The 23,308-nt window shown below is 52.6% G+C and carries 24 protein-coding genes; 6 read left to right on the plus strand and 18 right to left on the minus strand.

Going from position 1 to position 23,308, the window contains the following annotated elements; all coding sequences use genetic code 11:
• Positions 1-47: 47 nt before the first annotated feature.
• Genes ACQKLP_RS05980 through ACQKLP_RS05995 form a run of 4 tightly spaced genes read right to left on the minus strand, consistent with a single transcriptional unit; the run spans position 48 to position 2,359 of the window.
• Complete coding sequence (locus ACQKLP_RS05980) at positions 48-1,145, minus strand: TlpA family protein disulfide reductase (protein ID WP_427320997.1); 1,098 nt, start codon at positions 1,143-1,145, stop codon at positions 48-50.
• A gap of 26 nt (positions 1,146-1,171) precedes the next feature.
• On the minus strand, positions 1,172-1,486 hold the full coding sequence (locus tag ACQKLP_RS05985; RefSeq protein ID WP_427320999.1) for a hypothetical protein: 315 nt from the start codon (positions 1,484-1,486) through the stop codon (positions 1,172-1,174).
• Position 1,487: 1 nt separating this feature from the next.
• Positions 1,488-2,039: an RNA polymerase sigma factor gene (locus ACQKLP_RS05990; RefSeq protein ID WP_427321001.1), complete on the minus strand. Its 552-nt coding sequence runs from the start codon at positions 2,037-2,039 to the stop codon at positions 1,488-1,490.
• Complete coding sequence (locus tag ACQKLP_RS05995; protein WP_427321003.1) at positions 2,036-2,359, minus strand: DUF6249 domain-containing protein; 324 nt, start codon at positions 2,357-2,359, stop codon at positions 2,036-2,038. Before ACQKLP_RS05995 ends, ACQKLP_RS05990 begins: the two co-directional genes overlap by 4 nt.
• A 481-nt stretch (positions 2,360-2,840) precedes the next feature.
• Between ACQKLP_RS05995 and ACQKLP_RS06000 the strand changes: the two genes are divergently transcribed.
• Positions 2,841-6,248 (plus strand): RHS repeat domain-containing protein, encoded by a 3,408-nt coding sequence (locus ACQKLP_RS06000; RefSeq protein ID WP_427321005.1) that lies wholly within the window; start codon positions 2,841-2,843, stop codon positions 6,246-6,248.
• 13 nt (positions 6,249-6,261) lie between these two features.
• On the opposite strand, the gene ACQKLP_RS06005 is transcribed toward ACQKLP_RS06000, so the two are convergent.
• Both ACQKLP_RS06005 and ACQKLP_RS06010 read right to left on the minus strand, forming a co-directional pair.
• Complete coding sequence (locus tag ACQKLP_RS06005) at positions 6,262-7,059, minus strand: DUF2306 domain-containing protein (RefSeq protein ID WP_427321007.1); 798 nt, start codon at positions 7,057-7,059, stop codon at positions 6,262-6,264.
• Positions 7,060-7,103: 44 nt separating this feature from the next.
• Entirely contained in the window at positions 7,104-7,688 is a 585-nt protein-coding gene (locus ACQKLP_RS06010) for a Crp/Fnr family transcriptional regulator (RefSeq protein WP_427321009.1), read from the minus strand.
• A 214-nt stretch (positions 7,689-7,902) separates the two neighbouring features.
• Here ACQKLP_RS06010 and ACQKLP_RS06015 point away from each other — a divergent pair, with 214 nt between their 5' ends.
• The 3 genes from ACQKLP_RS06015 (at position 7,903) to ACQKLP_RS06025 (ending at position 11,467) form a co-directional block, all read left to right on the plus strand.
• A complete protein-coding gene (locus ACQKLP_RS06015; RefSeq protein WP_427321011.1) occupies positions 7,903-9,141 on the plus strand; it encodes a cation:proton antiporter in 1,239 nt (412 codons plus the stop codon).
• A 98-nt stretch (positions 9,142-9,239) separates the two neighbouring features.
• Positions 9,240-10,598 carry an amidohydrolase family protein gene (locus ACQKLP_RS06020; RefSeq protein WP_427321013.1) on the plus strand — a complete coding sequence of 453 codons (1,359 nt, stop codon included), beginning with the start codon at positions 9,240-9,242 and terminating at the stop codon, positions 10,596-10,598.
• A gap of 11 nt (positions 10,599-10,609) precedes the next feature.
• Complete coding sequence (locus tag ACQKLP_RS06025) at positions 10,610-11,467, plus strand: alpha/beta fold hydrolase (protein ID WP_427321015.1); 858 nt, start codon at positions 10,610-10,612, stop codon at positions 11,465-11,467.
• A 75-nt stretch (positions 11,468-11,542) separates the two neighbouring features.
• Here the strand turns inward: ACQKLP_RS06025 and ACQKLP_RS06030 are convergent, their stop codons facing one another.
• The 3 genes from ACQKLP_RS06030 to ACQKLP_RS06040 all read right to left on the minus strand — a co-directional run bounded on the left by ACQKLP_RS06030 (position 11,543) and on the right by ACQKLP_RS06040 (position 14,602).
• Positions 11,543-11,920 (minus strand): hypothetical protein, encoded by a 378-nt coding sequence (locus ACQKLP_RS06030; RefSeq protein ID WP_427321017.1) that lies wholly within the window; start codon positions 11,918-11,920, stop codon positions 11,543-11,545.
• A gap of 179 nt (positions 11,921-12,099) precedes the next feature.
• Positions 12,100-12,627, minus strand: coding sequence for a GNAT family N-acetyltransferase (locus ACQKLP_RS06035; protein ID WP_427321019.1), 528 nt, complete (start codon positions 12,625-12,627; stop codon positions 12,100-12,102).
• Between the two features lie 190 nt (positions 12,628-12,817).
• Positions 12,818-14,602 (minus strand): hypothetical protein, encoded by a 1,785-nt coding sequence (locus ACQKLP_RS06040; RefSeq protein ID WP_427321021.1) that lies wholly within the window; start codon positions 14,600-14,602, stop codon positions 12,818-12,820.
• 147 nt (positions 14,603-14,749) lie between these two features.
• On the opposite strand from ACQKLP_RS06040, the gene ACQKLP_RS06045 reads away from it, so the two are divergent.
• Both ACQKLP_RS06045 and ACQKLP_RS06050 read left to right on the plus strand, forming a co-directional pair.
• On the plus strand, positions 14,750-15,172 hold the full coding sequence (locus ACQKLP_RS06045) for a 6-pyruvoyl trahydropterin synthase family protein (protein ID WP_427321023.1): 423 nt from the start codon (positions 14,750-14,752) through the stop codon (positions 15,170-15,172).
• Positions 15,173-15,200: 28 nt separating this feature from the next.
• Positions 15,201-15,656, plus strand: a complete 456-nt coding sequence (locus tag ACQKLP_RS06050; RefSeq protein ID WP_427321025.1) for an RrF2 family transcriptional regulator — start codon at positions 15,201-15,203, stop codon at positions 15,654-15,656.
• Here ACQKLP_RS06050 and ACQKLP_RS06055 read toward each other — a convergent pair whose 3' ends face one another.
• From ACQKLP_RS06055 to ACQKLP_RS06095, 9 genes are all read right to left on the minus strand, one after another.
• Entirely contained in the window at positions 15,657-16,424 is a 768-nt protein-coding gene (locus ACQKLP_RS06055) for an ABC transporter permease subunit (protein ID WP_341843149.1), read from the minus strand. It abuts the gene before it with no gap.
• Entirely contained in the window at positions 16,393-17,121 is a 729-nt protein-coding gene (locus tag ACQKLP_RS06060) for an ABC transporter ATP-binding protein (RefSeq protein WP_427321027.1), read from the minus strand. Before ACQKLP_RS06060 ends, ACQKLP_RS06055 begins: the two co-directional genes overlap by 32 nt.
• A complete protein-coding gene (locus tag ACQKLP_RS06065) occupies positions 17,118-18,344 on the minus strand; it encodes a nitrous oxide reductase family maturation protein NosD (protein ID WP_427321029.1) in 1,227 nt (408 codons plus the stop codon). Before ACQKLP_RS06065 ends, ACQKLP_RS06060 begins: the two co-directional genes overlap by 4 nt.
• Entirely contained in the window at positions 18,341-18,751 is a 411-nt protein-coding gene (locus ACQKLP_RS06070; protein WP_427321031.1) for a nitrous oxide reductase accessory protein NosL, read from the minus strand. The genes ACQKLP_RS06065 and ACQKLP_RS06070 overlap by 4 nt, the downstream gene beginning before the upstream one ends.
• Positions 18,748-19,335 carry a hypothetical protein gene (locus tag ACQKLP_RS06075; RefSeq protein ID WP_427321033.1) on the minus strand — a complete coding sequence of 196 codons (588 nt, stop codon included), beginning with the start codon at positions 19,333-19,335 and terminating at the stop codon, positions 18,748-18,750. The genes ACQKLP_RS06070 and ACQKLP_RS06075 overlap by 4 nt, the downstream gene beginning before the upstream one ends.
• 58 nt (positions 19,336-19,393) lie before the next feature.
• Positions 19,394-21,373 carry a Sec-dependent nitrous-oxide reductase gene (nosZ, locus tag ACQKLP_RS06080; protein WP_427321035.1) on the minus strand — a complete coding sequence of 660 codons (1,980 nt, stop codon included), beginning with the start codon at positions 21,371-21,373 and terminating at the stop codon, positions 19,394-19,396.
• Between the two features lie 30 nt (positions 21,374-21,403).
• The gene (locus ACQKLP_RS06085; protein WP_427321037.1) at positions 21,404-21,898 is read right to left on the minus strand and encodes a c-type cytochrome; all 495 of its coding nucleotides are present in this window, start codon (positions 21,896-21,898) and stop codon (positions 21,404-21,406) included.
• A gap of 135 nt (positions 21,899-22,033) precedes the next feature.
• Positions 22,034-22,768, minus strand: a complete 735-nt coding sequence (gene ric / locus ACQKLP_RS06090) for an iron-sulfur cluster repair di-iron protein (protein WP_427321039.1) — start codon at positions 22,766-22,768, stop codon at positions 22,034-22,036.
• Between the two features lie 271 nt (positions 22,769-23,039).
• A complete protein-coding gene (locus ACQKLP_RS06095; RefSeq protein WP_427321041.1) occupies positions 23,040-23,240 on the minus strand; it encodes a hypothetical protein in 201 nt (66 codons plus the stop codon).
• Positions 23,241-23,308 lie beyond the last annotated feature (68 nt).

Genomic DNA, 23,308 nt, shown 5'->3' on the forward strand with positions numbered 1-23,308 from the left:
TTGATACAGCGCTTCAAAACCAGCGTCCATAAAGTACCTGCATCGATCTATTTCAAACCAAGTCCGTCCAGATAGGAATAAAACTCCTCGCTTTCCCCGACAAAATACCGCAGTATCGTCCCGTCTCGGCCGATGACGATTTTAGTGGGAGCTGCATAAATATTGAATTGCTTTACCCAGTTAGTTTGCTGATCTTCATTGATGATCTGCGTCCATGGGATTCCGTTTTCAGTTATCACTTTTTGAACGGCACTTTTGTTATCATTATAGGCTATCCCTACGAAAACCACGTCGTTCTTATACTTTTCATAGTATGTTTTCATTTTTCCGATCCCTCGTATACATGGGCCGCACCAACTGCCCCAAAAATCGATTACGGTATATTTATGCAACGCCGGCCCAAAACTGACTGCTTCGCCGTTTATGGAAGTTGCCTTTGCGAAAGGAGCATGCGATCCGACGGCGTTTTTTTCTGCATTTTCCAATATCGCCGGAATACCTTTCAGATAAGCAGATGCCTGTATGGATGCAGGGAAGGCGTTGTATAAAATGCTGGTCTTTTGGATGTCTTTCTCTTTTTTGAAATACGTCCCCAGGATGTAGGCACCTACGAAGTTGTTTGAATTATTCCTGATAAACGCCTCGATCACCTGATCTTCTATGGAATTTACGTATTCGTATAATTTATTGCAAAGCCCTGTGCCCTCGGTTGTCAGTTGCTTTGAATAGGACGTGTCGATGATTTTTCTGGCGATGCTCACGAGTGGATTGAACCGGCTCCTGAAATCATTGTAAATTATATTACTGGTCGGATCAGACAATTGAACTTCGCTGGTACCCAGGCGCTCGACCGTAGTCTGGAGGCTTCCGGTTCCCGGCGCCGCGAAAAATCTGCAAAGGCCGATCGTGCTATAGCTTTTGACATCGCATGCTGCAATTACCAGGAGCTCAGGATGCTCCAACTCCCGGGAAAACCGTAATTCGCCATTCGGGCTGATGAGCGTATCGATCTTACGCTCTGTTCCGAATAATATCACCAGGGAGTCCTGGCTGCTGATCTTGCCCGAAAAATGAAATTGCTGGGCAATGGCAAAAGTAAAACTCAACAGGCAATAGCATGCCGTTATGAAAAATGTCTTTTTCATTTTAAAAATGTTTTTTTGATTTAAGGTTATAGAGAAATGGCCGGTTTTCTTTTCATGTATGCAATAATAAAAGTGGCAATACCGACGGAAAATGCCTGTAGAATGATGGCAAACATGCTATCGTCCCGGCAGGCTACAATACTGAAGATGATGAGGGCAAGACAAATAACGATGGCCATCATGCCAAACCGGAACGATTTCCTTCTGAAAGCGAGACCGGCTTTGTCTGCTGCGTGTTGCTCCAGAATGGCCTGCATGCATTGATCTTCGAATGCGGGATTGTTCATTCCGATTCTGGAAGACGAGATAAGTTGTCGTATATCATTGTCTATCGGCTCCATATTACTTGCCTTTGGGAGGTTGTAAATTGTTTACTATTTTCTGCAACGCTTTCCTGGCGCGGTGTAAGGTAACTTTCGTTTTGGATTCGCCCCAGTTCATGATGCTCGCTATTTCCCGGATGGAATATTCTTCGAGATAAAATAATCTCAATGCCAGGCTCCAATCCGTATCCAGTCTGGTTAATGCATACCTGACCAGTTGAATCTTATCATCAGCTTCCTGTAACGGTTCCATACAGGTAAGGTTGTCGCTGAACGCTCCCGACAACACCACATTGGGATCGATTTGCCTTTTTTTCTTGTTGGCCTCATTGATGACGATCCTGATGAGCCAGGTTTTGACACTCGATTTTTTTCGAAATGTATGCAGATATCTGAAAGCGTTCACAAATGCGTCCTGCACTGCTTCTTCAGCCAGTCCCCTATCTGCAAGAATGGTGATTGCGTAGGTAAACAGCACGTCTTTGTATTTGACAATGAAGAATCTGAAAGATGCCGTATCACCTTCACGTACTTTAGTAATATATTCAAAGTCAATCGATTCCTCTGTCACTTGCTATATTTGTTGGCGATCACCAAAGAAATTCCGCAGCAGAGGACCAGTATGCCCAGGGGCATTGAATTCACGTTTATTAGTTGCGGGTTGACGAGCGCCAGTATCGAAATGACGAGCAGTCCCACTCCCAGGCCAATAGCCACTACGCCAAGATTCTTCCAGACACCCGAATTATCATTATTTTTCGTCGTATCCGGATCTATTCCCTTCTCGATCAATCTAAGCCGTTCCGTATGCCTGGCTTTATGCGAAAAGTACCAGGTGAAAAAAACGAATATCCCCAGGCTTATTAAAAGAATAGTTAATGTAATTGGCATGCTCGCTATTTTATTAGTATTAGATACGGCTAAAAAAGGAAAGGTTACATAAAATCGTTTCTAGGAAAGTTTAAGGAGCCTGTGAAAGTAGCATTCGAGGATCGTCCTTTACAGTCACTCTATCATTTTAAGTACCGGTAACGGCCCTCATGGCCCGCATGATTTTTCAGGGCCCCGCATACTGCGCGAGTTTTCCTTCACATCTACATGCAGGCATTTCATAAAACAAACGCCGATACTACAAAAAAATATTTTGTCATCTTGTCCCGTATCTTTACTTTCACATAAGTCGCGCATCCAATCATTGGCGTGACTATATTTTCGCAGGTTGTTATCCCTTTTTTTGTAACCAGCGCTGACGTGAACAGCATGTTTACATTACTCCCTTAACGAACTGACGCACATCCTCAAAGTTCAAGCTCGCCCTCCCCCGTTTAAACAGTACAAGACGTAAAAATTACAATTGTCAATGTTTAGCGCTATGTTAAGACACGCACTTATTTGTTTGGTAATCACATGGGCGAAGCTTTCGTTTGCCCAGGAAAAGGTAATTATTCCTCCCGCTCCAAATGCGGCCAACCTGGTATTTAATACCGAAACGCAGATGGGGCTGTATACAGGTACACCACAGATAAATATTCCTGTCTGGACAGTGAATGCCGGCGTTTTGCAACTCCCTGTCTCGCTGAGTTATACTTCCGGCGGCGTCAAGGTTGCCGACATGGCCTCGTGGTGCGGACTGGGATGGAATCTCAATGCAGGCGGAGTTATCACGAGGTCGGTATTGGGGTTGCCGGATGAAACACCGACCTTTGGCTATATTGATTATACCCTACCTCTGCAAACACCTTATAGTTCAGCCTTTCTGGGAATGGCAGAGGGCACGATCGATGCTCAGCAGGATTTATTTTTCTATAGCCTTCCAGGTGGTGCTGGCAGATTCGTCTTTGATACATCCGGAACGCCCCGGCTGATTCCCAAAAGTAATTGCAAGATTACAAAGGGGAATATTTCCATCTTCCAGTTTTCAGACGGTACTGCTTCATGCATTTCGGAATGGCAGATTATTGATGATAAAGGAATTATTTACCGCTTCAGGGATTATGAAAAAACGCTTTCAGCTTCCAGGAACAATGAGCTCCCCGGAAGCGGGTTCACTACCACCGGACGATGCATTAACAGCTGGTATTTAACGGAAATGGAGTCTCCCTCCGGAGAAAAGATAAAGTTCAATTACCTAACCGTTAATCTGGCATATGACCTTGCACCCACAAAGACAAGTCATGTGAAGTTAAACGGCCAATGCGAAAATTATCCGTCTGCCACCTCCGTACCCAGACAGTATGTGAATACCAAAAGATTGTCTTCGATTGAATTCCCGGGCGGGAAAATCAGGTTCATTCCTGCGACACTGGGGCGGGCGGACCTTGTGGGCGACCATGCACTGGATAGGATCATTGTCGAAGACAAACTGGGCCAAATTATAAGACAATTTAAGCTGGATTATAAATATTTGGTCGGGAACAGCCTGGTAGATTATGCCAGTATCGATCCTGCAGGCAGCAGCAATTTCTTCGTTTCTTCGACGATTACGCCTCCTGCGTCTTTTGGCCGGCGATTAATGTTAATGAAATGGACGGAACAGGATGCGAACGGGGTTCCGCTGAATAATGGCCAGCGCTTTGATTACCATACGGAATACGGGTTGCCGCATAGGGCTTCTCCATTGACCGATCACTGGGGATTCGCGAATAAGGCAGATAATCCCCTTGCGGAGGTTCCGTATATATTGATAGACCCGCTGCAAGCCGGTAGTCCTACCCCTACGGTATATGTAGGCGGGAAAAGCCCCGATGTTCAATATGCCAAACAGGGAAGCTTGTACAGAATACACCATGCCGCAGGCGGCTTTACGGAGTACGAATTCGAATCAAATGATGCAGCCCCAAGTCCTTACATACCTCCAAAAGTTACCAAAAAAGCCGAGGTGTATTCTATCTCCCTTAGCCACTATAGGTATAACGTGGATGGCTGGTACGAAGGTTTGAATTATGAGATTCGGCCAGACGGCAATGGCAATATGGTCAGGAATTACTATGTTGAGTTTAAAATATTAAATGGAAGTACGGGCAGGGCACAGGTACTGCTAACTGATGTTCCTTATTATCCCGCCGGTGGTTTGAGGTTCTACATTATGAATGTTTCGACCGGCAGGGTTATCTGGAGTGGGAATCACGACGGGAATTTCAGTGTTTACCTTGAACCCGGGGCCTACCGCCTTTACCATTGCCCTTCCTATGCATTGTTAAATAACCCCCAAAATCCTGACCATCAAAAGCTACATAGCGCCGTGATATCAGGATTGTATACGATAACGAGCGAGCAGGGCTCGCAAGGACAGCCGCCAAAAGTAGGAGGGATAAGGGTAAGAAAGTGTAAACAGTACGATCCGGTGACCCGGCAATCGTTATATAAGGAATATAAGTACGAGCAAGACGGAAGTTCGGGGCAATTACTGGCTACACCGCTGTATCAGTTTTCATTTGATGTATATGATAAAAATGGTGGTCCTTGCAGATACCTGGGCATCTCTTACAATGCCGTGAACCCGTTAAGCACAACACACAATTCCTTCGTAGGATACCGGTATGTTGAAGAGAAAGCGGTGTCAGAAGCCGGAATCCCTTTAGGGAAAACAGGGTACTCGTTCATGGGGCCTTTGGAATCGCCGGACGTATTGTATAAAGGTAATACCAGCGCAGCAGGATTTACTTATTACGATGCTCCCAATCCTCCTGCAGATCGCCGGGACTGGTTGCGCGGATATTTGACGCAGCAGGTGGACTATAAATATGATACGGTGAATCAATCCTATAGTCCAGTCCGTAAAATTGAAAATATTTATAAAAAGACGCTGGAGCCGGTCAGCAAGGGTTTACAAGTGAATATAAACAGCCGGGATCTCGTGAATGGCCGGCATTCCCTTTTGTTTACATACTATAGCCATCACTCCGGAACGATATTGCTTGAGAAAACAGCAGAAACGCTTTATCAGGAAAACGGAGTGTTTACAACAACCACTACGATAGAAAATAGTGGCAAGAGTTTTCTGCCTGTCTGTAAATCCATTGTCCAAAGCGATGGCTCCCTGTCAAAGGAATATTACACCTACCCAAAGGAATATGCACCCGGGAATGCTGCCATTGATAATTTGATCAGGAAGAATATCGTGTCGGTGCCGATAGAAACGGTGAAACTAAAAGAGCAGCCATTGGGTACCCTTTCGATTACCGGAGGTAGCCTTACGAATTATTATCCCACGGGATGGGGGAAAGTCCAATCTATAAGTAAATTGGAAACGAATCAGGCTATACCAGGGCCATTATTCAAGTTCTCCAATGCACCCGCCGGACAATTGCCTGCATCCATGAATGCTACCCAATTTGCAGCAGATGCCCGCTACAAGGCCCGCGAATTGTTTAATAACTATGACGCATACGGGAACCCGACGGAAAAGCAAAAGGCAAACGATGTCAAGGAAGTATACTTATGGGGATACAACGGTACTTACCCCGTCGCTAAAGTAGTAGGAAGTGATTATGCAACAGTATCGGGCCTTATCAATCAAAGTATGTTGGATAATGCGGGTGCATATACGGATGTGCAGATCAGGGCTGAGCTGAATAAAATCCGCACCTGGTTTGCGAGTAACGGCCAGGTAAATGTATCGACCTATACTTATGCGCCATTAATAGGCATGACCAGCCAGACGGATGCCAACAATTTTACTACTTTCTACGAATATGATTCCTTCGGGAGATTGGTATCGGTGCGTGACCATAACAACAAAATCCTAAAAAAAATGGAATATGGCTATGCCAGCCAGTAGCCAGGGGCTCTCCTTACTCCATCACCCTCGGCATCCACATCCCCATCGTTGCCGCAAACGACCCAGCCGCCATCCCAAGCGAAACCAACGTCAGGAAGGTGGCGAAAACCGTCCGCTGGTAAGCGGGACCGGAGCCCCTCACGCCAAAGTACCACGCTGCTATCGCCTGGGGCATAATATATACTGCCACCGCCAGCACCGTCAGAAAGGGCCCCGTGAAAGTTTTAGGGTCAAAGCCCACGGGCGCGCGGTGGATCAGCAGCCAAAGCATGAGGAAAACCCGGAACATCCAAACCCCGCTCATTCCCAGGAAAAGATGCACCGCCCATTGCTGATGCGCCTTGATCCTCCGCTCCATGGCGCTCCTGATCGCGAAATATGCGCAAATGAGTATGATCGCGGCATTGGCGGTAATCATCACCTGCATCACCGGGCCTCCCACCGCCCCCCGCACCCAGGTAAGGTAAATCCCCGCCATGCTCACCAGGAACGCGGAGGCGATATAAATCCGCCCGCTGATACGGTGGAACCGCGGCACCCGTGCGCGCAGCTGTGGCACGAGCTGCAAAGGCCCTAAAATCGTGATGATAGCCGCCAGCGCCACATGCAGGCCGAAAATGAGGTTGCCCGTAAGGTCGCTTTTGTCGTAAAAATGAGGATTGACGTTATTCCACTTTTCCATTTGCCCCAGCGCCGTGTTCCGGTAATACTGCATAAGGATGTAATAGGCAAAGATGGATTGGCCCAGGCAGATAACGATAAACCATAGCCGGACCGCATAATGTAAGGGATGAGCCGCTTTTTTGTTCATGATATGAAAATAACGGCTATATCATGACCGGCACTTAACAATTGTTAGGAAATGATCTCCCGCCTGATCCGGCTCAAACTTTCCGGCTTGATCCCCAGATAGGAAGCGATAAATTTCAATGGCACGTTCTTGATAATTTCCGGACTGCTCTTCATGAATTTTAAATATCGCTGTTCAGCGGTCAGCGTAGCCAGGTCGTTCATCCTTTGCTTGTCTTCGTCCATCACCTGGTTAAACAATTTTATCGTGAAATCCTTCTGCGTGATACTGGTTTTCACCGTCCGGTCCGCATCCTGTTTCGAAATCCGCAACAGCTCGCAGTCGGTGATGCAATGCAGGTTTTCGCCGGATGGCGTTTGATTGGCGAAATGGAACCAGGAGGTGAAGAAACGCGGGCCGTTGTTCAGGTCGACCGTCACTTCTTCACCGTTGTCGTTCACGTAAAACTTACGCATGAACCCCGAAACGATGAAATTGTGATGCTGGGGGATTTTTCCCGCGGTTTCCAGCATCGTATCTTTTTTCACCTGCAAAACCTTGAAGGTGTTCCGGCAACTATCCTTATCCGATCCGGGCATTTCAATGAATTGTTGAATATACCGGAAAAGCGTTTCGTAATAGTGGTCCATATCGGCTCATTTTCACAAAGATAGCCCCGCCGGGCGATAGTGCCATCGCAGATTTGAAATATAAGATTTGGCTTTCCATCTACATGCCAACCGCATTCCCTGTTGCCGTCCGGCGTTGTGGAGAAAAACGATGTTTGCCGCTACAGCAGCGGTTTTAATCGGATTTTAAGTCGTGCGTCCAAACCCGTTCTTTCTAAAAAACCTATATTGCGGGATGGAGTTATACTATTCGTTTTCGATCCTTATCTGTTTGGCGTCGTTGTTCGCGTACATCAATCACCGGTTCATGAAACTGCCTTCCACCATCGGAATTATGCTGATGGCGATACTGGTTTCGATCGGGATCCGCTTCGCGGGAAACTCGATTTTCCCGGGTATGACAGGGAAGCTGATGAAATTGTTGAGTGAGTTCGACTTCACGGAAGTATTGATGGGCGCCATGTTGAACTTCCTGCTGTTCGCTGGTGCCATCCATGTCAATTTTGCCGATCTGAGAAAACAGCGCCTCCCGGTGCTGACGTTTTCCACGCTCAGCGTGATCCTTTCCACCTTCGTTATCGGCTTCGTGCTGCATTTCATTGTTCCCTGGTTCGGGATCGAACTGCCTTTTATTTACTGCCTGCTGTTTGGTGCGCTCATCTCGCCGACAGACCCTATCGCCGTACTGGGCATCCTCAAGAAAGCGGACGTTCCCAAATCCCTCGAAACCAAGATCGCCGGAGAATCGCTGTTCAATGACGGCGTGGCCGTTGTGCTCTTCGCCGTGATCCTCCAGCTTGCGGAATCCGCCACCATGGACGTTTCCCTCGCACATGTCAGCTGGCTGCTGGCGAAGGAAGCCCTTGGTGGACTGGCACTCGGCGCCATCCTCGGTTTCTCCGCGTCCAAAGCCATCAAATCCATCGACGATTACATCATTTCCGCGCTCATCACCATGTCTGTCGTAATGGGCGGCTACATGATCGCGCATACGATGCATATTTCCGGTCCGCTGACCATGGTGGCCGCCGGATTGATCATCGGGAACTTCGGCCGGAGGGTTGCCATGTCGAACCAGACGCGCGATTACCTCGCCAAGTTCTGGGAGCTGATCGACGAGATCCTCAACGCGATCCTGTTCCTTTTCATCGGGTTCGAGCTGCTCATGATCAAAGACCTCGAAAGTTATTGGCTCATTTCCACGGTCACGATCCTCGTGGTGCTGTTTGCCCGGTTCCTGTCGATCTATCTCCCATCGCTCGTGGTGCCGTTCAATCCGCCACTGTCGCGGGGCTCGCTGACCATTTTGGTGTGGGGCGGCCTGCGGGGCGGCGTTTCCATTGCGCTGGTGCTTTCGCTGGCCAGCGGGCCTTATAAGGAAATCCTGCTGGAGATGACTTACTTCGTGGTAGTGTTTTCTATCATGGTGCAGGGTTTGAGCGTGGGTAAAGTGGCCGGGAAAGTGCTGAACTGATTGAAAGAACTGATTATTCATCCAACGGGCCGCCGATGTGCGGCCCGTTTTCGTTATCTTTAAAGACCGCCGCTTTTTCCCTTCAAATCCGATTCACGATGAAGACTATCCGAAAATATGCCTGGATCGCAGGCATGGCGATATTGGCCGCCTGCGGGGAGGTCACCTCCGCTCAATCGCAACCGCTGCTGCTCCGGGATGTTACGCTTATAGACGGAAACGGTGGTGCGCCACGGGAGCATATCGATCTGCTGATACAGGATGGAAATATCGCCCGGATCGGCACCGGCCTCGATACGAACGGGGTTTCCGTGTTGCGGCTATCCGGGAAAACGGTGATGCCGGCCCTTATCAGTGCGCATGTGCACGTGGGCACGCTGAAGGATTCAGCGAACGACGGCCGGTTTTATACCCGCGAAAATGTGCTCCGGCATCTCAAAAAGTACGAGGATTTCGGGGTGCTGCAGGTGCTCGTGATGGGGACAGACAGGCAGCTGCTTTTCGAAAGCGGACTGGCGGATTCCTCGTTGAAGGGGCTCACACCAGGTGCCAGGCTGCACTCCGCCGGATATGGTTTCGGCGTTTCGGGAGGCGCGCCTCCCGCAGCTTTCGGGATGGACCTCGTTCAGCGGCCCGCCACACCGGCCGAAGCGGCAGAGCAAGTGGCTGCAATGGCCCGGCTTCCGGTCAAAACGATCAAAATGTGGGTGGATAACGCGGGACCGGGGAAACCGAAAATGGATCCTTCCGTTTATCATGCGTTGATCGGCGCGGCACATAAAAACGGGATGAAAGCCGCCGCCCATCTGTATTACTTCGCGGACGCGAAGCAACTCGTCAAAGATGGGATCGACATCGTCGCGCACAGCATCCGCGACCGCGAAGTGGACGATACATTGGCGGCGGAAATGAAGGAAAAGGGAGTCGTATACATCCCGACGCTTGCACTGGATAAATTTGCGATAGCGTACGGCGATACGACCGCCTGGAGCAACGATCCGTTTTTCCGGAAATCCCTCGAGCCAGGTGCCTTCGCATTCATCACATCTCCCCAATACAAAAACAATATCCGCAACAACCCCAATTACGCCGAAAAAATCCGCGCGCTGGAAACAGCCTTGAAAAATGCGTATAAACTCCACCAAGCAGGCGTGCTCGTGGCATTGGGGACCGATTCGGGCGCCAGTCCGGCGCGTGCACAGGGTTTTTCGGAACATCTGGAACTGGTATTGCTGGTGGAGGCGGGTCTCACGCCACTGGAAGCGATCACGGTTGGCACTAAAAATGCAGCAAAAGCCCTGCGGGTAGACGCGGATTATGGCACCATCGAAGTGGGTAAAAAGGCGGACCTGCTGGTGCTGAACGAAAATCCGGCGCTCCACATCGAAGGCACACAAAGCATTTGCCGGGTCTTCAAAGCAGGGCGCGAAGTGAGCAAAGGCCCGCTGGGACCATAAAACCCGAAGTCATGGCACAACTCTTCAACAGGAAAATAAAAGTAAACGGGGTGGAAATTTTCTACCGCGAAGCGGGAGACCGGCGCAAGCCCGCTGTACTGTTGTTGCATGGCTTCCCTACATCGTCGGTCATGTTCAAAACGCTCATGACCGTCCTGTCCGACGATTTTTACCTTGTGGCGCCCGATTATCCGGGGTTCGGATTCAGCGGATTCCCTTCCAAAGACGAATTCGAATACTCGTTCCGGAACATCGCGGCGTGTATGCATGCTTTCACCGAAGCGATCGGCCTGGAGCGGTTCACGATTTTTTTGAATGATTATGGTTGCCCCATCGGACTGCGGATTTGCGTCGAACATCCTGAAAAGATCGGGCGCCTGATCGTCATGAACGGCAATGCGTACGAAGAAGGAGCCGGGCCGCAGTGGGACGAAATGCTGGATTACTGGAAAAATCCCACGCCGGAAAAGAAGGCGAAGGTGTATGCCTTTTTGAGTGAAGAAGGCACAAAAGCGCAATATGCCGCTGGTTTGCCGGACAATCTTCTGCCGCGGGTCGCGCCCGAAACCTGGATGCTCGATTGGCAGCTGATGCAGCGCCCCGGCAACCTGGAAATGCAATATATCCTCAATTGCGATTATCTCGACAATATGCTGATGTTCCCCATCTTCCAGCTGTATTTCCGTACGTTCCAGCCGCCGGCGCTGATCATCTGGGGCCGGTACGATCCGTATTTCAACGTGGAAGAAGCCCACTGCTACCGGCGCGACATCCCGGGCGCGGAAGTGCATATCCTCGACGGCAGCCACATGCTCCTCGAAACGCATTTCGATGAAGTGCTGCCGCTGATGCGGGAGTTTTTGAAATGAGGGAGGCTCTCAACACCACAAAGCCCGCGCGTATCGCGCGGGCTTTGTGGATCTATTCTTATCCTTACAATATCGCTATCGTCCGCAATCTGCGGTCCAGGCGCGGCCGGCACGGGTAAAACCTATGTTCAGCCTGTCTTTGGTGATGGTGATAATGCCGGTACCGTCGCTGCCGACGCTGACCATCGTATTGGCGTCTTTCTTTTCGAACTGGACGCCGGTGAGGTCGGGTATGCCGTCGGAGAACCGGAAATCGTACCGGGTGCCGACTTTCGTAACGAAAACGCTACCATTGGCTTGTTTGATATCTTTTTCACTGTCTTTGTATGAGATACTTCCTCTAAAAGTGCCGGCAAATACGTCAACGTCTGCGGGGTCGGTGTCTTTGCTGCAGGAAGTAAATGCAAATGCAGCCAACAGCAATACAGCAATGCTCTTCAACATGAGTTTCATAAACATCGGTTTTAGTCAATAAAGATTGTTCTGATACTCCATTTGCAATTCCTGTACCAATATTGGGAACGGCTGAAACGAACAGCTTTGGTGCGAACCTCCACATTAGGCGCCACAGGCTGTGGCACGTGTGCCGCAATGCGGCCGTGTTGCAGGGGGGGGCGGGATTTTTTGGGAGATTACAGGAGGTACCTGAACCCGAACACCTGCAGTTCGCCCTGGAGGAAATCGAGCTCGGGGGCCCGGAAGAAGCCCATTCGCAGGTACATTTCCCGGGCCGTCTGCATGGAATGGGTGGAGTGGATGATCATTTGTTTTACGCCGGCTTTCCCGGCGCGCGTTATGCAGGCGTTCACCAGTTTTTTTCCGATACCCGCGCCCCTGAATGCCGGGTCCACCGCCAGCAGCCGGAAGCCTGCCGCGTCTTTTTCCTGCGTGGCGATGCCGCCGGAGCCATAATACTGCATATCCCCAAAATAAACCACCGCCCCGGCAATGCGGCCGTCCGCGCCCGCCGCTACGATCAGTCCTGCACCCGGCTTCGATGCCAGTTCGCCGACGTTGGCCAACAGGGCGTAATAGGCAGGTTGCTCTGCTACTCCAGGGAATCCCTCCAGCGAGGAATACACTTGTACCATTAGTTGTCCGGCAGCAGGGGCTTCACCGGGAAGGGCGGTCCTTATGGTTATGTTTTCGGAATTCGTCATAGCAGGAATTCGGGGTTGATGCGATTTGTACGGAAAACCATTTCCAAATTACCGAAAAATCCCGCACGAACGCCGGCGTGCGGGCCCGAAGCATCATTTTCAGTCGCCGAAGCCGTTCATTTAAGATCAAAGACCTTGCTGCAGATGCGGCAAGGTCTTTTGCTTCGGGTATGGGATCATAGGACGGTAGTCACAGGGTAGTAACGCAGGCTGTGTGTCTTATCTCTCCGATTTGTGTTTCGGCTTCGTCCAGCATTCGCCCGAACGCTTCGCCGGTGATTACTTCCGAATGATGGAGCTGGCGGTAATAGGCGATCCCTTTCAGCAGGTTCTCCCGGAAAGCATCGAGCTGTTTCGCCATTTTGTCGCCGGTACATTGCTGTAATTGCTCCTGCAGGTAAGCGATGTAAAGGCGAAGCTCATTGATGAACATATGAGGCCGGTCCACCCCTTGCAGAATATCCGCGCGGCCGTAAATATGATCGCACATTTCCTGCAACGACGCTTCGCGGTTGAAAAATGCGATGTTGGGGCCCGGGCAGATGGTAATGCTTTCCTGGTTCTTTACGAGCGTGGTGTTGTACGTTGCCGCGGCGGAGTTGCTGAGGCCGGTGCAGAGGCATTCCTTGCCGAGGACTTCCGCGAGTTGCGCCTGGTATTCCTTTTCCGGGAGCCGGGCTTTTTGCAACTGGTCGATTTTCAGGCGTTGATATTGGATGGATGCGGTGCAGATGGGCCTTTCGGTGAATTCGGTGTTGAACGACAGGTGTTTTTCCGTGCAGGGGCTTCCGGGTTTTCCGTCACGGATGCGGCTCAGGCGCTCGGCTTCCCCGCTCAGGCCTTTGAGGTAATGGAAGCGCACGCCCATGGGGGAGTGGTGGCTTAAGACCACGTCTTCCGATTTCGCCTTGCCGAGCTGGAGGCGGGTGTGGGCATCTACGGTAGTGGCTTCGGGCACGAGGAGGAACGGGGTTCCCCAGCCGGTAGTGCCAAGTTGGTAATATTCGCGGAGCATGTTGTGCTCGGCGTGGCTCCCGATGCCGCCCTGCGCCGTGATGACCATGGGCGGTGGTGCAGGGGGAACGTGCGCTTCGCGTTTGCGGAGCGCGTCGGTGTAGAGCTGGAAAAGAGTGTTGCAGAGCTCGGTTTTGCCGGTGCGGAAATCTTCGAGGATGGGGCCCATGAGCATGCCGTCTGTCGCGAAAGCGTGGCCGCCGCAGTTCAGTCCGGATTCGATGCGGAACTCGCTCACCCAGATGCCTTTCTTCGCCAAAAATTTCCCCTGGATGAGGGCGGAGCGGTAATCGCTCACCTTCACCACCACTTTTTTATGCATGACGCCGTCCTCGTCCGCATCGAACTGCCGGCATTTTTCAAGGTAGCCATAGAGCCTGGGGTTCATGCCGGCGGAAAACACGATGGAGGAGCCGCGCAGTTCGCTGTTGGCATAGCCGCGAAGCGCCGCCACGGCGTCCGACCCGTCTTCGATCGGCTGTCCGTCTTTCCCGTAATTGTTCTTGTCGGTTTTGGTCATGATGTTGACGTCGATGGCGCCAGGGACGATGAGGGAGCGCAGCTTCGCTTCCATGGCTGTCCTCGATGCTGCGCTGGTGGCCGATCTGAACTGGAGGTACAATTGTTTGACAGGGCTCTTCTCCGGCAGCATCTCGAAATATTTGACAATGTCCGACCCGGTCTCGAACGCGGCCGTCCGCAGTTTTTCGACCTGCTCCTGGACCATCCGGTTCACGAGGTTAAGGTAATCGGTGATGCGCCGGGCGCGGTAATCTACTTCTTTGGAGGAGATCGGGAGGTAAGGCTCGTGGCGCTCCGTGTAGTAATGTTTGCGCATCATCTCGATCAGGCGGTCTTCAATGATGGAAATAACGGAACTGATGCCGAAGCGGGCCACTTTAACCGGACTGTCGATCGTGTAAGCCAGCCCCATGACGGGGATGTGAAATTCATGCACCATAAATTCGGATTGATGTAGGTAGAACAGCGGGCGCCGTGATAGGGCGGATGCTGCTGCAAAATGATTGCCTTCGGTTGGCGGTGTAAAGGTATTTAAAATAAGGATGAAAATATCTTTTATTAGTATCTTTGCGGGAAATAAAAATGGATGATCCAGGTAACTAAAATTTTCCGGTTCGAGACGGCCCACGCATTACATGGTTACAACGGCGCCTGCCGGCATGTGCACGGCCATTCGTACCAGCTGCACGTTACGGTGAGGGCCGAAGAGCCGGAAGGATACTTCCCCGCGCCGGGGATCCTCATCGATTTCAAGGACCTCAAGCGCACGGTCAACGAAAAAGCCGTAGACCGCTTAGATCATGCGCTGGTAGTATCAACCGCCTACCTCCGCGCCAATCCCGACATTTCCGCGGAAGAAAACCTCCTGGTGATAGACGCCGAGCCATCAGCCGAGAACCTCCTCCTTTTCATCCGCAATTCCATCCGCCCGTATCTCCCCAAAGGCGTCACCCTGTCTTCCCTTCGCCTCTACGAAACAGCGGATTCGTTTGCGGAATGGGTTTTATGATTATTTTGCAGGCAAATCGAACGCCACTATGCTGTCCAAATCTGCGGAATATGCGCTCCGGGCCACTATCTACATCGCGTTGAAAGGCTCGGAAGACAATAAGCTCGGAATAGACGAAATCGCCAAGGCGATCGATTCTCCGCAATATTTCACCGCCAAGATCCTCCAGCTGCTGACCAAAAACAACCGCGTCGTCAGCTCCGTCCGCGGGCCCAACGGCGGCTTCTACCTCACCGATGCCGCCCGCAAGCTCCCCGTGCGCGCCGTGCTCGAAGCCGTAGGGGAAGATGGCATCATCACCAAATGCGTGCTCGGCCTCAAGGAATGCTCCGAATCCCGCCCTTGCCCCATGCACGACCAATACCGCGCCATCAAGGCGCAACTCCGACAGATGTTCGAAAAAACCACCATCCAGGCGCTGGCCGAAGAATCCGCCAAAGGCAAAATCGTCATCAACAACCGGCCGCCCAAAAAGAAAGCCTGATCAAAGATCTTTTTTCCGGAATATCCGCAACGCCAGCCACAACGGCACCACCGTCCACAGCCCCAGGCAGCCTACCGCGTACAAACTGCCGGTAGACGAACCGAGGAACTCCTTGAACAGGGCGCCCGAATAGCCCATCAGCACCGCCACGTCCAGCTGCAACAACATGAGGATCCGCGCCAGGTCTACCGGGTTCAGCCCCACCATCGCCACCACGGCCCTGTCTATCGGGTAATCGCTGAAGGTGAAAATGAAAGCCATCATCAACCCGTCGAACAGCAACGTAAAAAACAGCGATACGATAATGGCCGCCCCGATGCCGCGGGTCTTGTCGCGCGAGAGCACGAAAATCAACAGCCCCAGCGATGTAAAAATGAACGTGAGCAATACCCCCGTCATGATCAGCACGAAAGATGCCGTAACCGGCAACAGCACCGTCAGCGGGAAACCCACGCCCACTACGAACGCCGCGGAAAGCGACAGCGCCATCCCGCCGTATTCGGACAACAGGATCCTTGTCCGCTTCACGGGTTGGGATAGCAACAACTCGATGAATTCCAGTGAATTGAAAAAATAGATCGCGGAAAAGAGGGTGGTGATCACCGGCACAAAAAGCAAGGTGATGTTCAGCAGGCTCAGCAACCCTTTGGCGCTGCCGCCGTCGAGCCCCAGCAAGGTGAAGCTCAGAACGGCCAGCACGGCGGTGTATACGAGGATCGACCGGTTCTTCAGCAGGTCAAGGAATACATATTTGCTTACGGTCCGCATGCGTGAGAATTTTTGCGATGATTGTATTGAGTTTCGTTTCGCCGGTTTGTTCCTGCAGTTGTTCGATGGACCGGTGGAACATCAGCTTTCCGTCTTGCAGGTAAATGATGTGGCTCGTGAGGCCGTCGAGATCGCTGAGGACGTGCGACGTGATGAGCACGAGCTTTCCCCGCGCGCATTCGGCGGCGATCTTGTCTTTCAGGATCTCGTTGGCCACGGGGTCGAGCCCGGCGGTAGGCTCGTCGAGGATGTAAACATCGGGCGAGAAGAGGAAGGCGATGCATGCGCTCACTTTCTGGCGCGTTCCGCCGGAAAGCGTGCGCATCTTTTTATGTTTGATCTTGTCCAGCCCGAAACTATCGTACAGTTCTTCGTCCAGCACCGATTGGCCATTCCGGATATCCTTGATCATATGCAGCACCTGTTCGATGGTCATATTGTCCGGATACCGCCCGATTTGCGGCATGTAGCCGATGTGGGCGCGGTAGGCGGGATTGTTGCGAATGGGCTGGCCGTTGATGATGATGTTCCCTTTTTCGGGGATGACGAGGCCCAGGATGGATTTGATGAGGGTCGTTTTACCGGAACCGTTGGGCCCGAGCAGCGAAACGGCCTGTCCTTTTTCCAGGGAAAGGTCGATCCCGTCGAGGGCTTTGAATTTGCCGAAAGACTTCGTCAGTTTTTCTATCCGGATCATAGCTTCCATTTTTTCGTTTGAGGTGAATCGTCCCGCAGCTGGTCGGGGATGATGGACGGCATGATTTTTTCCGCCTGGTCCACGATGTTGGTAAGAAAGCTCCTGTAAAGGATCATGGTGGAAGGGATCCTTTCCGAAAGGATGGAATAGACGCTCACGGGATGGTAGGGCACATCGCCGGTGCCATCGCGGTTGAGGTCGTACCCTTCGTATTTGTCCCAGTAATTGTTCCGCCAGGCGTTGAGCATGAGCGTGCCGTTGGTGGCCACATCGAAGGAGTTGTCGAGGAAATTGTTCGTTTCGATGGTGTTCCCTTCGCAACTGGCCTGCACGCGCATGGCCCAGCCGTTGGCGGAAAAAGTGTTCCGCGCGATGTGGATGCGGCTGCTCCCTTCCATGTACACGCCCATCGTGTTCCGTTCGAAGGTGTTATGTTCTATCCTGCTGTCTGAAATATCTTTCAGGAGTATGCCGTACGACGCGTCTCCCCAATGTTCGCTGAAGGTATTGCCCGTCATGATCACTTTTTTCGAATACATGACCGCAACGCCCGCGCCGTTGTGGCGGAAAGTATTGCGGCTGTAACCGTCGTTGTGCGAAAACATGAAATGCAGGCCGTAGCGCACGTTGTTGGTGGAAACGTTGCCGATGATGGCGGAGCCGGTGACGAATTCGAAGTAAATACCGTCGCGGTGACCGGAGATGTTGTTGTCACGGATGAGGAGGGAATCCGACTTCCAGGCGTGCACGCCGTTGCCGGCCTGCAGCTCGTCGGTAGCGGAAGAGCGGATCTCGTTGTTTTCGATGACGCAGTATTTACTGTTCTGGAGGTAAATGCCGTAGGTGGTGTTGAGGACTTTGCAATTACTGACCCTCACGCGCGCCGCGTTCTGGAGGCGGATGCCGGCCATGTCTACCATGCTGCTGCGGCCGGTGTTCTGCACGGTAATGCCCTGCATGCTGACGCCGCTGGCGGCAATTACGAAAAGCTGGTATTTGTTTTCACCGTCGAACACGGGGAAGTTTTCCCCGATGAGGGTGATGGGTGTACGGATAACGATCTCGTGCTGCAGGTAATGCCCCGGCGCCACGATCACCGTATCGCCCGGCCGGGTCCTGTCGAGCGCGTGCTGGAGAAGGCTGTCAGGCCCGGTGCGGATCACCGTGGCGGAAAGCCCCATCGGGAGGAGGAGAAAAATCAATATGGTACGGAAAATGGTCATGGCAATTTTTCCCAGGTGAGGAAATCGAGCCCGAGGCTGTCTTTGAGCGCGGTGGCCGCGGCTTCGTCCGCGAAAGCGGGGAAGTTTCCGGCCATGGGGCTTTTGAACGATTCGTGGTGAAGGAAAACGGCTTTTTCGGCAAGCAGTGGTCCCGTTCCCTCGCCGGAATAATCATTGACGAAGAGCAGGCTTCCCGGTTCGATGTCGAACCCGCGGAGGCAGGCGATGTCGTCGAATTTGAACACGCGGCCTTTCGGGTTCACGATCTCTGCGGAAAACCGCTTGTCCATAATGGTCATTTTGCAATGTGCGCAGGCGTCTTTCCCGTATGCGATGGGTTCGTATTTCCTGCCGCAGGCGCTGGCGAGCAGCAGCAGGAGCATCAGTGCCGGAAAATATAGCTTCATAATCTTTGTTTTTTTGCGCGGCGCCATTCGTAAAAGGCTGCGCTGGTAAGCAATAAAGCGGCCGCGATGAAGAACCATCCGCCGATATCAGGTTGGGAAAGGGCTTCGAAGTTCAGCATCTTCTTGTACCCGATGAGCGGCGGTTGGTACGCCATGCCCGGTACTTTGATGGGAGCCGTGGGGTCGAGGTTATGCCCGTAGTCGTATTCCCATTTCCAGAAATCGTACATGGATGCGGCGGCGATGAGCAGCAGGAGCCCCGTCCACGCGTAGAACCAGGTCCTCCGGTTGAAAACGAGCACCAGCAGCCCCAAAACGCAGAAGGCGCCCAGGGCCACGGGCATGTACACGAATTCCCTGAAATCGTTTTTGTGGATGGTTTTCATGCCGATGTAGTGGTTCAGGCCGTTGATGATCTCCACGTCGCCCTTCACGTCGTTGATCCATATCTGCATGGAAATCCCTTCCGGGTATTGCGGCGCAGCGAGATCGATCCGCCACATGGGCACGGTCCAGAGCATCACGATGCAGCCGATGGCCAGTATGATGCTGACTTTCCCGAACGCGCTTAATTTTCTGTTCATAACTGGTGGTAAGGACGGCAGTACGTTTCCGGGGAAACGTACTGCCGGGGTTTTGTAATTATTTTGCTGCCACGGCGGTGGTGGAATCCGTGCCACCGGTATGCCATTTCAGCGGTACGTTGCTTCCTTTCGGGGAAACGCGCAGGTACCCTTGCATTTCCTGGTGCAGCGCCGAACAGAAGTCGGTGCAGTAGAAGGGATAAACGCCCGGTTGGGTGGGGGTAAACTTCAGCGTGGAAGTTTCGCCGGGCATCACCAGCAGTTCCGCCGTAGCGGCGTGCTTGATGGCGAAGCCGTGGGGGATGTCCCAATCCTGCTCCAGGTTGGTGATGTGGAAATACACCTCGTCGCCCGCCTGGACGCCTTCGATATTGTCCGGGGTAAGGTGGGAGCGAATAGCCGTCATGTACACATGAACCTCGTTGCCTTTACGTTCCACTTTCGTCGCTTTTTCGCCGGCGGCCACATAGGGGTGCTTGTTTTTGGAGATGTCGAAAAACTTCACGCTCTGGTCTTTGATCTTCTCCGCCGGGATGGCCTGTGCGTAGTGCGGCTCGCCGATAGTGGGGAAATCGAGCAGCAGCTGCATCTTGTCGCCCTCAATGGAGTACAGTTGCGCGCTTTGTGCCAGCTCCGGACCGGTAGGCAGGTAACGGTCTTTGGTGATTTTGTTGTAAGCCACCACGTACTTGCCGTAGGGTTTTTTGGTGTCGCCGCCGGGTACCATGAGGTGACCGATGGAGTAGTACGTCGGCACGCGGTCGAGCACCTTCAGGTCCTTGATGCTCCATTTCACGATTTCGGAAGACACGAAGAAGGACGTGTACGCATTGCCCTTGCCGTCGAATTCGGTGTGCAGGGGGCCGAGGCCGGGCTTCTGCACTTCGCCGTGGAGCGCCGCTTCGTATTTGATAACGGGGATGCCGTTGTATTCGCCTTCAAACGCTTTGTCTTCGATCGCTTTCACGAATTTCTGGAAGGCGAAAACGGGGATGAGCGCGGCCAGTTTGCCGGAGCCCACGATGTATTCGCCGGAAGGGTCCACATCGCAGCCGTGCGGCGATTTGGGGCAGGGGATGAGGTACACGAGGTCTTTGAGCTCTTCCGGGTCCAGGGTCAGCACTTCCTTGATGATCTCGGAAGTAGCGGTGTGGTTTTCTTCGTTGAAGGTGTTGTGATAGTATTCGGTGGCCATTTTTTTGGCTTTACCGGCTTTCACGTATTCTTCCGCCTTTTTCCAGTTTACCGCCACGATAAAGTCTTTGTCTTTCTGCGAGGCATTCACTTCCAGCAGGGTGCTGGCCTGTTCGGTGTTGTAGGTGGAGAAGAAGAACCATCCGTGGCTGGGGCCTTTGCCGGCACGGCTCAGATCGAGGTCCATACCGGGGAGGATGATCTGGAAGGCCACGTTCATGTGACCGGAATTTTTGTCGATGCCGATGAACGACGCGGTGCTTTTGAAGTTCTTTTTGTAGGATGCATTGTCCAGCGGCGATTCTGCGTTGCCTACGGGCACCGAAAAGCGCGTACCGGCGATCACGTATTCGGTGTTTTCGGTGAGGAAGGGGGAGGAGTGGTTACCGCCGCTGTTGGGCAGCTCGATGATCTCCATGGTCTTGAACGCTTTCAGGTCGATGCGGGCCACGCGGGGCGAGTTGTTGGCGTTGGCGAAGAGCCAGCGGCCGTCGTGCTCGCCATTGGTCTGCGAAAGCGCCAGGTGGTGCTGATCGTCCCAGGGAACGAAGCCGTGGGAAGTGTTCAGCATGGGTTTGGTTTCTTCGCTGTAGCCGTAACCGTTCTCGGGGTTCACCGAGAAAACGGGCAGCACTTTCAGCAGGCGGCCGGAAGGCAGGCCGTACACGGCAACCTGGCCGGAGAAGCCTCCTGAAACGAAATTGTACAGCTCATCGTATTTGCCGGGAGCCACGTACGTACGTGCGGCGGCATCGCCACCCACGGCCGATTCGGTGCTCTTCATCTTGCAGCTCTGGACGGTCAGCGCGGCGGCTGCGGCCAGGAGTAAGGGAGAAAGTTTCATAATAAAGTATATTAACGGGAATGAAAATTATCAGTTCTTGCCGTCGAGCTTGCGCATGTATTCCAGTACGGCGCGGGCATCGTCGTCGGAGAGGTTCTGGTTGGGCATTCTGACCATGCAGATTTCCAGCATGGCCTGTGCTTCCGGATCTTTGTCGAGCATTTCATCCACGTTGGTAATGAAGTTCATGATCCATTCGGGGGTTCTGCGGTCGGTAACGCCTTTCCAGCCGGGCCCTACGAGTTTTTCTTCGGTGGTTTTGTGGCAGGAAGTACATTTTACTTCGGCGATTTCCAGTCCTTTTTGGGCCATGGCTTCATCCAGGGGGTGGGTGAGCTGCACGTCCTTGAATTTGCCGATGCCTTTGGGGTCTGCGGCGTTGCTGGCCGCGGCATTATTGTCTGCGGCGGGTGTTTCGGAGGCCGGGGCTTTTTCTTCGCCGGCCTTTTCCTGTCCGCCCCCGCACCCGGCTGCCGCAATTGCGATGGCCACGGTGCAGATGAAGAGGTACCTGAGCTGTTTCATGATGTTGTTTGTTTGGTTCAAAGGTCTGAATCGGTATATGCATCCTTCATGACGGCCGTCAACGATTTTGATGACACTCGGCAACGGCGGCCCCGGTTTTCATGATATAGATCGTATCCGGCGGCGCTGTGGTAACTATTTCCCGGCTGGCCGGGACCCATTTTCCAGGTCGGCCGCTTTCGGGAAAAGGATGTTGTTCTCGAGGTGGATGTGGAGGTGCAGATCGTCCTGGAATTCTTTCAGGAGCGCATAGGTCACGCGGTAAGTATTGCATCCGTCCGGCGGAACGGTGTAATCGCCGCTCAGTTGCTGGATCTGGCGGAATCGTTCGCCTTCCTGGTCGTGCTCGTGCATCATCATGGAAATAGGCCCGGCCACGGTGCCGAAATGCGCCGGAGCGGCCGATGTGCCGTTTTCCCGGGCCACCACCATCTGGCGGATGTACGGGAAAAGGACGAGCTCCTCTTTCTTCATGTGCATGGTCAGTTCCGCGGCGCTTTCATTAAAAAGCTGCGCGATGCGGACGAGCTCGGGATGCGCGCCGCCGTGTACGTTCGACAGTTTATGGAGATAAGCCTGTAGAACGGGGATCTGGCTGGCGACGTAGGCATGGTGCCGGTCTACGATGTGAATGGCCAGTACGTCGGGTTCCCAGGTGTTGTAATCCGTGCCGGTCTCGGGCTGAACGCCGAGCACTTCCGCCAGGTCTGCGGTGACGGCCGAAATGTCGATTTTCTTTTGAGCACAGGCTTCTTCAATGGTGCGGTTGCCGTTGCAGCAGAAGTCGATCCGGTATTTGCTGAAAACGGCGGCTGTGCGATAATTGCCGGATACGAGCTGGCCGATAACGGCTTGTTCCAGGTGTGTCATGGTCAATTGTTTGTCGATGTTAAATAAATACATATTTGTCCTTAATAGGAGCCGGAAAAACAGCACAAAGCTACGGGGAAATGCTTTAATAAAAGACAAAAAAGTCCTTAATTATAAAATGGATTTTCCGCTGAAATGCAGCATGGGCGGGAGGTATGATAAAAATCAGTTTTCGGGGGATAGGAGATGCCGGTGCCGGGAGCAAAAAAAGGGCCCGCGCAACTGGCAGACCCTTACACTTGTCTCCCCCCGGAAACAATGCATCGTAATTTTAGCGGCGCGCCCGGTTTTCGGGCACCCGGCAACTGCCGGCAGCGCAGGGGCTGGCGTTGAGTACCGCCATCAGCGCGAACAGACCGCCGAAAATGGCCAGGGGCCATTCCTTCATAAGCATACTGTAAATAAAAATGGTCGCTCCGGCACCCAGCCTGATCCATCGTCCGGCAGACCAATGCGAAAAAATTCGTTTCATGATGCAAATATGGGCCAATTCGCACACCGTGATGGTGACTTCAGTCACATAAATCCCCGGACCCAGGG

This window comes from Chitinophaga sp. NPDC101104, assembly GCF_050277495.1.
GTDB lineage: Bacteria > Bacteroidota > Bacteroidia > Chitinophagales > Chitinophagaceae > Chitinophaga.

Coding starts and splice junctions, on each gene's coding strand:
- ACQKLP_RS06050 (WP_427321025.1), top strand. CDS start 15,201: ATGCTGTCCAAATCTGCGGAATATGCGCTCCGGGCCACTATCTACATC.
- ACQKLP_RS06005 (WP_427321007.1), bottom strand. CDS start 7,059: ATGAACAAAAAAGCGGCTCATCCCTTACATTATGCGGTCCGGCTATGG.
- ACQKLP_RS05980 (WP_427320997.1), bottom strand. CDS start 1,145: ATGAAAAAGACATTTTTCATAACGGCATGCTATTGCCTGTTGAGTTTT.
- ACQKLP_RS06015 (WP_427321011.1), top strand. CDS start 7,903: ATGGAGTTATACTATTCGTTTTCGATCCTTATCTGTTTGGCGTCGTTG.
- nosZ (WP_427321035.1), bottom strand. CDS start 21,373: ATGAAACTTTCTCCCTTACTCCTGGCCGCAGCCGCCGCGCTGACCGTC.
- ACQKLP_RS06095 (WP_427321041.1), bottom strand. CDS start 23,240: ATGAAACGAATTTTTTCGCATTGGTCTGCCGGACGATGGATCAGGCTG.
- ACQKLP_RS06055 (WP_341843149.1), bottom strand. CDS start 16,424: ATGCGGACCGTAAGCAAATATGTATTCCTTGACCTGCTGAAGAACCGG.
- ACQKLP_RS06075 (WP_427321033.1), bottom strand. CDS start 19,335: ATGAACAGAAAATTAAGCGCGTTCGGGAAAGTCAGCATCATACTGGCC.
- ACQKLP_RS05995 (WP_427321003.1), bottom strand. CDS start 2,359: ATGCCAATTACATTAACTATTCTTTTAATAAGCCTGGGGATATTCGTT.
- ACQKLP_RS06025 (WP_427321015.1), top strand. CDS start 10,610: ATGGCACAACTCTTCAACAGGAAAATAAAAGTAAACGGGGTGGAAATT.
- ACQKLP_RS06035 (WP_427321019.1), bottom strand. CDS start 12,627: ATGACGAATTCCGAAAACATAACCATAAGGACCGCCCTTCCCGGTGAA.
- ACQKLP_RS06020 (WP_427321013.1), top strand. CDS start 9,240: ATGAAGACTATCCGAAAATATGCCTGGATCGCAGGCATGGCGATATTG.
- ACQKLP_RS06065 (WP_427321029.1), bottom strand. CDS start 18,344: ATGACCATTTTCCGTACCATATTGATTTTTCTCCTCCTCCCGATGGGG.
- ACQKLP_RS06040 (WP_427321021.1), bottom strand. CDS start 14,602: ATGGTGCATGAATTTCACATCCCCGTCATGGGGCTGGCTTACACGATC.
- ACQKLP_RS06070 (WP_427321031.1), bottom strand. CDS start 18,751: ATGAAGCTATATTTTCCGGCACTGATGCTCCTGCTGCTGCTCGCCAGC.
- ACQKLP_RS05985 (WP_427320999.1), bottom strand. CDS start 1,486: ATGGAGCCGATAGACAATGATATACGACAACTTATCTCGTCTTCCAGA.
- ACQKLP_RS06000 (WP_427321005.1), top strand. CDS start 2,841: ATGTTAAGACACGCACTTATTTGTTTGGTAATCACATGGGCGAAGCTT.
- ACQKLP_RS06010 (WP_427321009.1), bottom strand. CDS start 7,688: ATGGACCACTATTACGAAACGCTTTTCCGGTATATTCAACAATTCATT.
- ACQKLP_RS06085 (WP_427321037.1), bottom strand. CDS start 21,898: ATGAAACAGCTCAGGTACCTCTTCATCTGCACCGTGGCCATCGCAATT.
- ACQKLP_RS06060 (WP_427321027.1), bottom strand. CDS start 17,121: ATGATCCGGATAGAAAAACTGACGAAGTCTTTCGGCAAATTCAAAGCC.
- ACQKLP_RS06030 (WP_427321017.1), bottom strand. CDS start 11,920: ATGAAACTCATGTTGAAGAGCATTGCTGTATTGCTGTTGGCTGCATTT.
- ric (WP_427321039.1), bottom strand. CDS start 22,768: ATGACACACCTGGAACAAGCCGTTATCGGCCAGCTCGTATCCGGCAAT.
- ACQKLP_RS06045 (WP_427321023.1), top strand. CDS start 14,750: ATGATCCAGGTAACTAAAATTTTCCGGTTCGAGACGGCCCACGCATTA.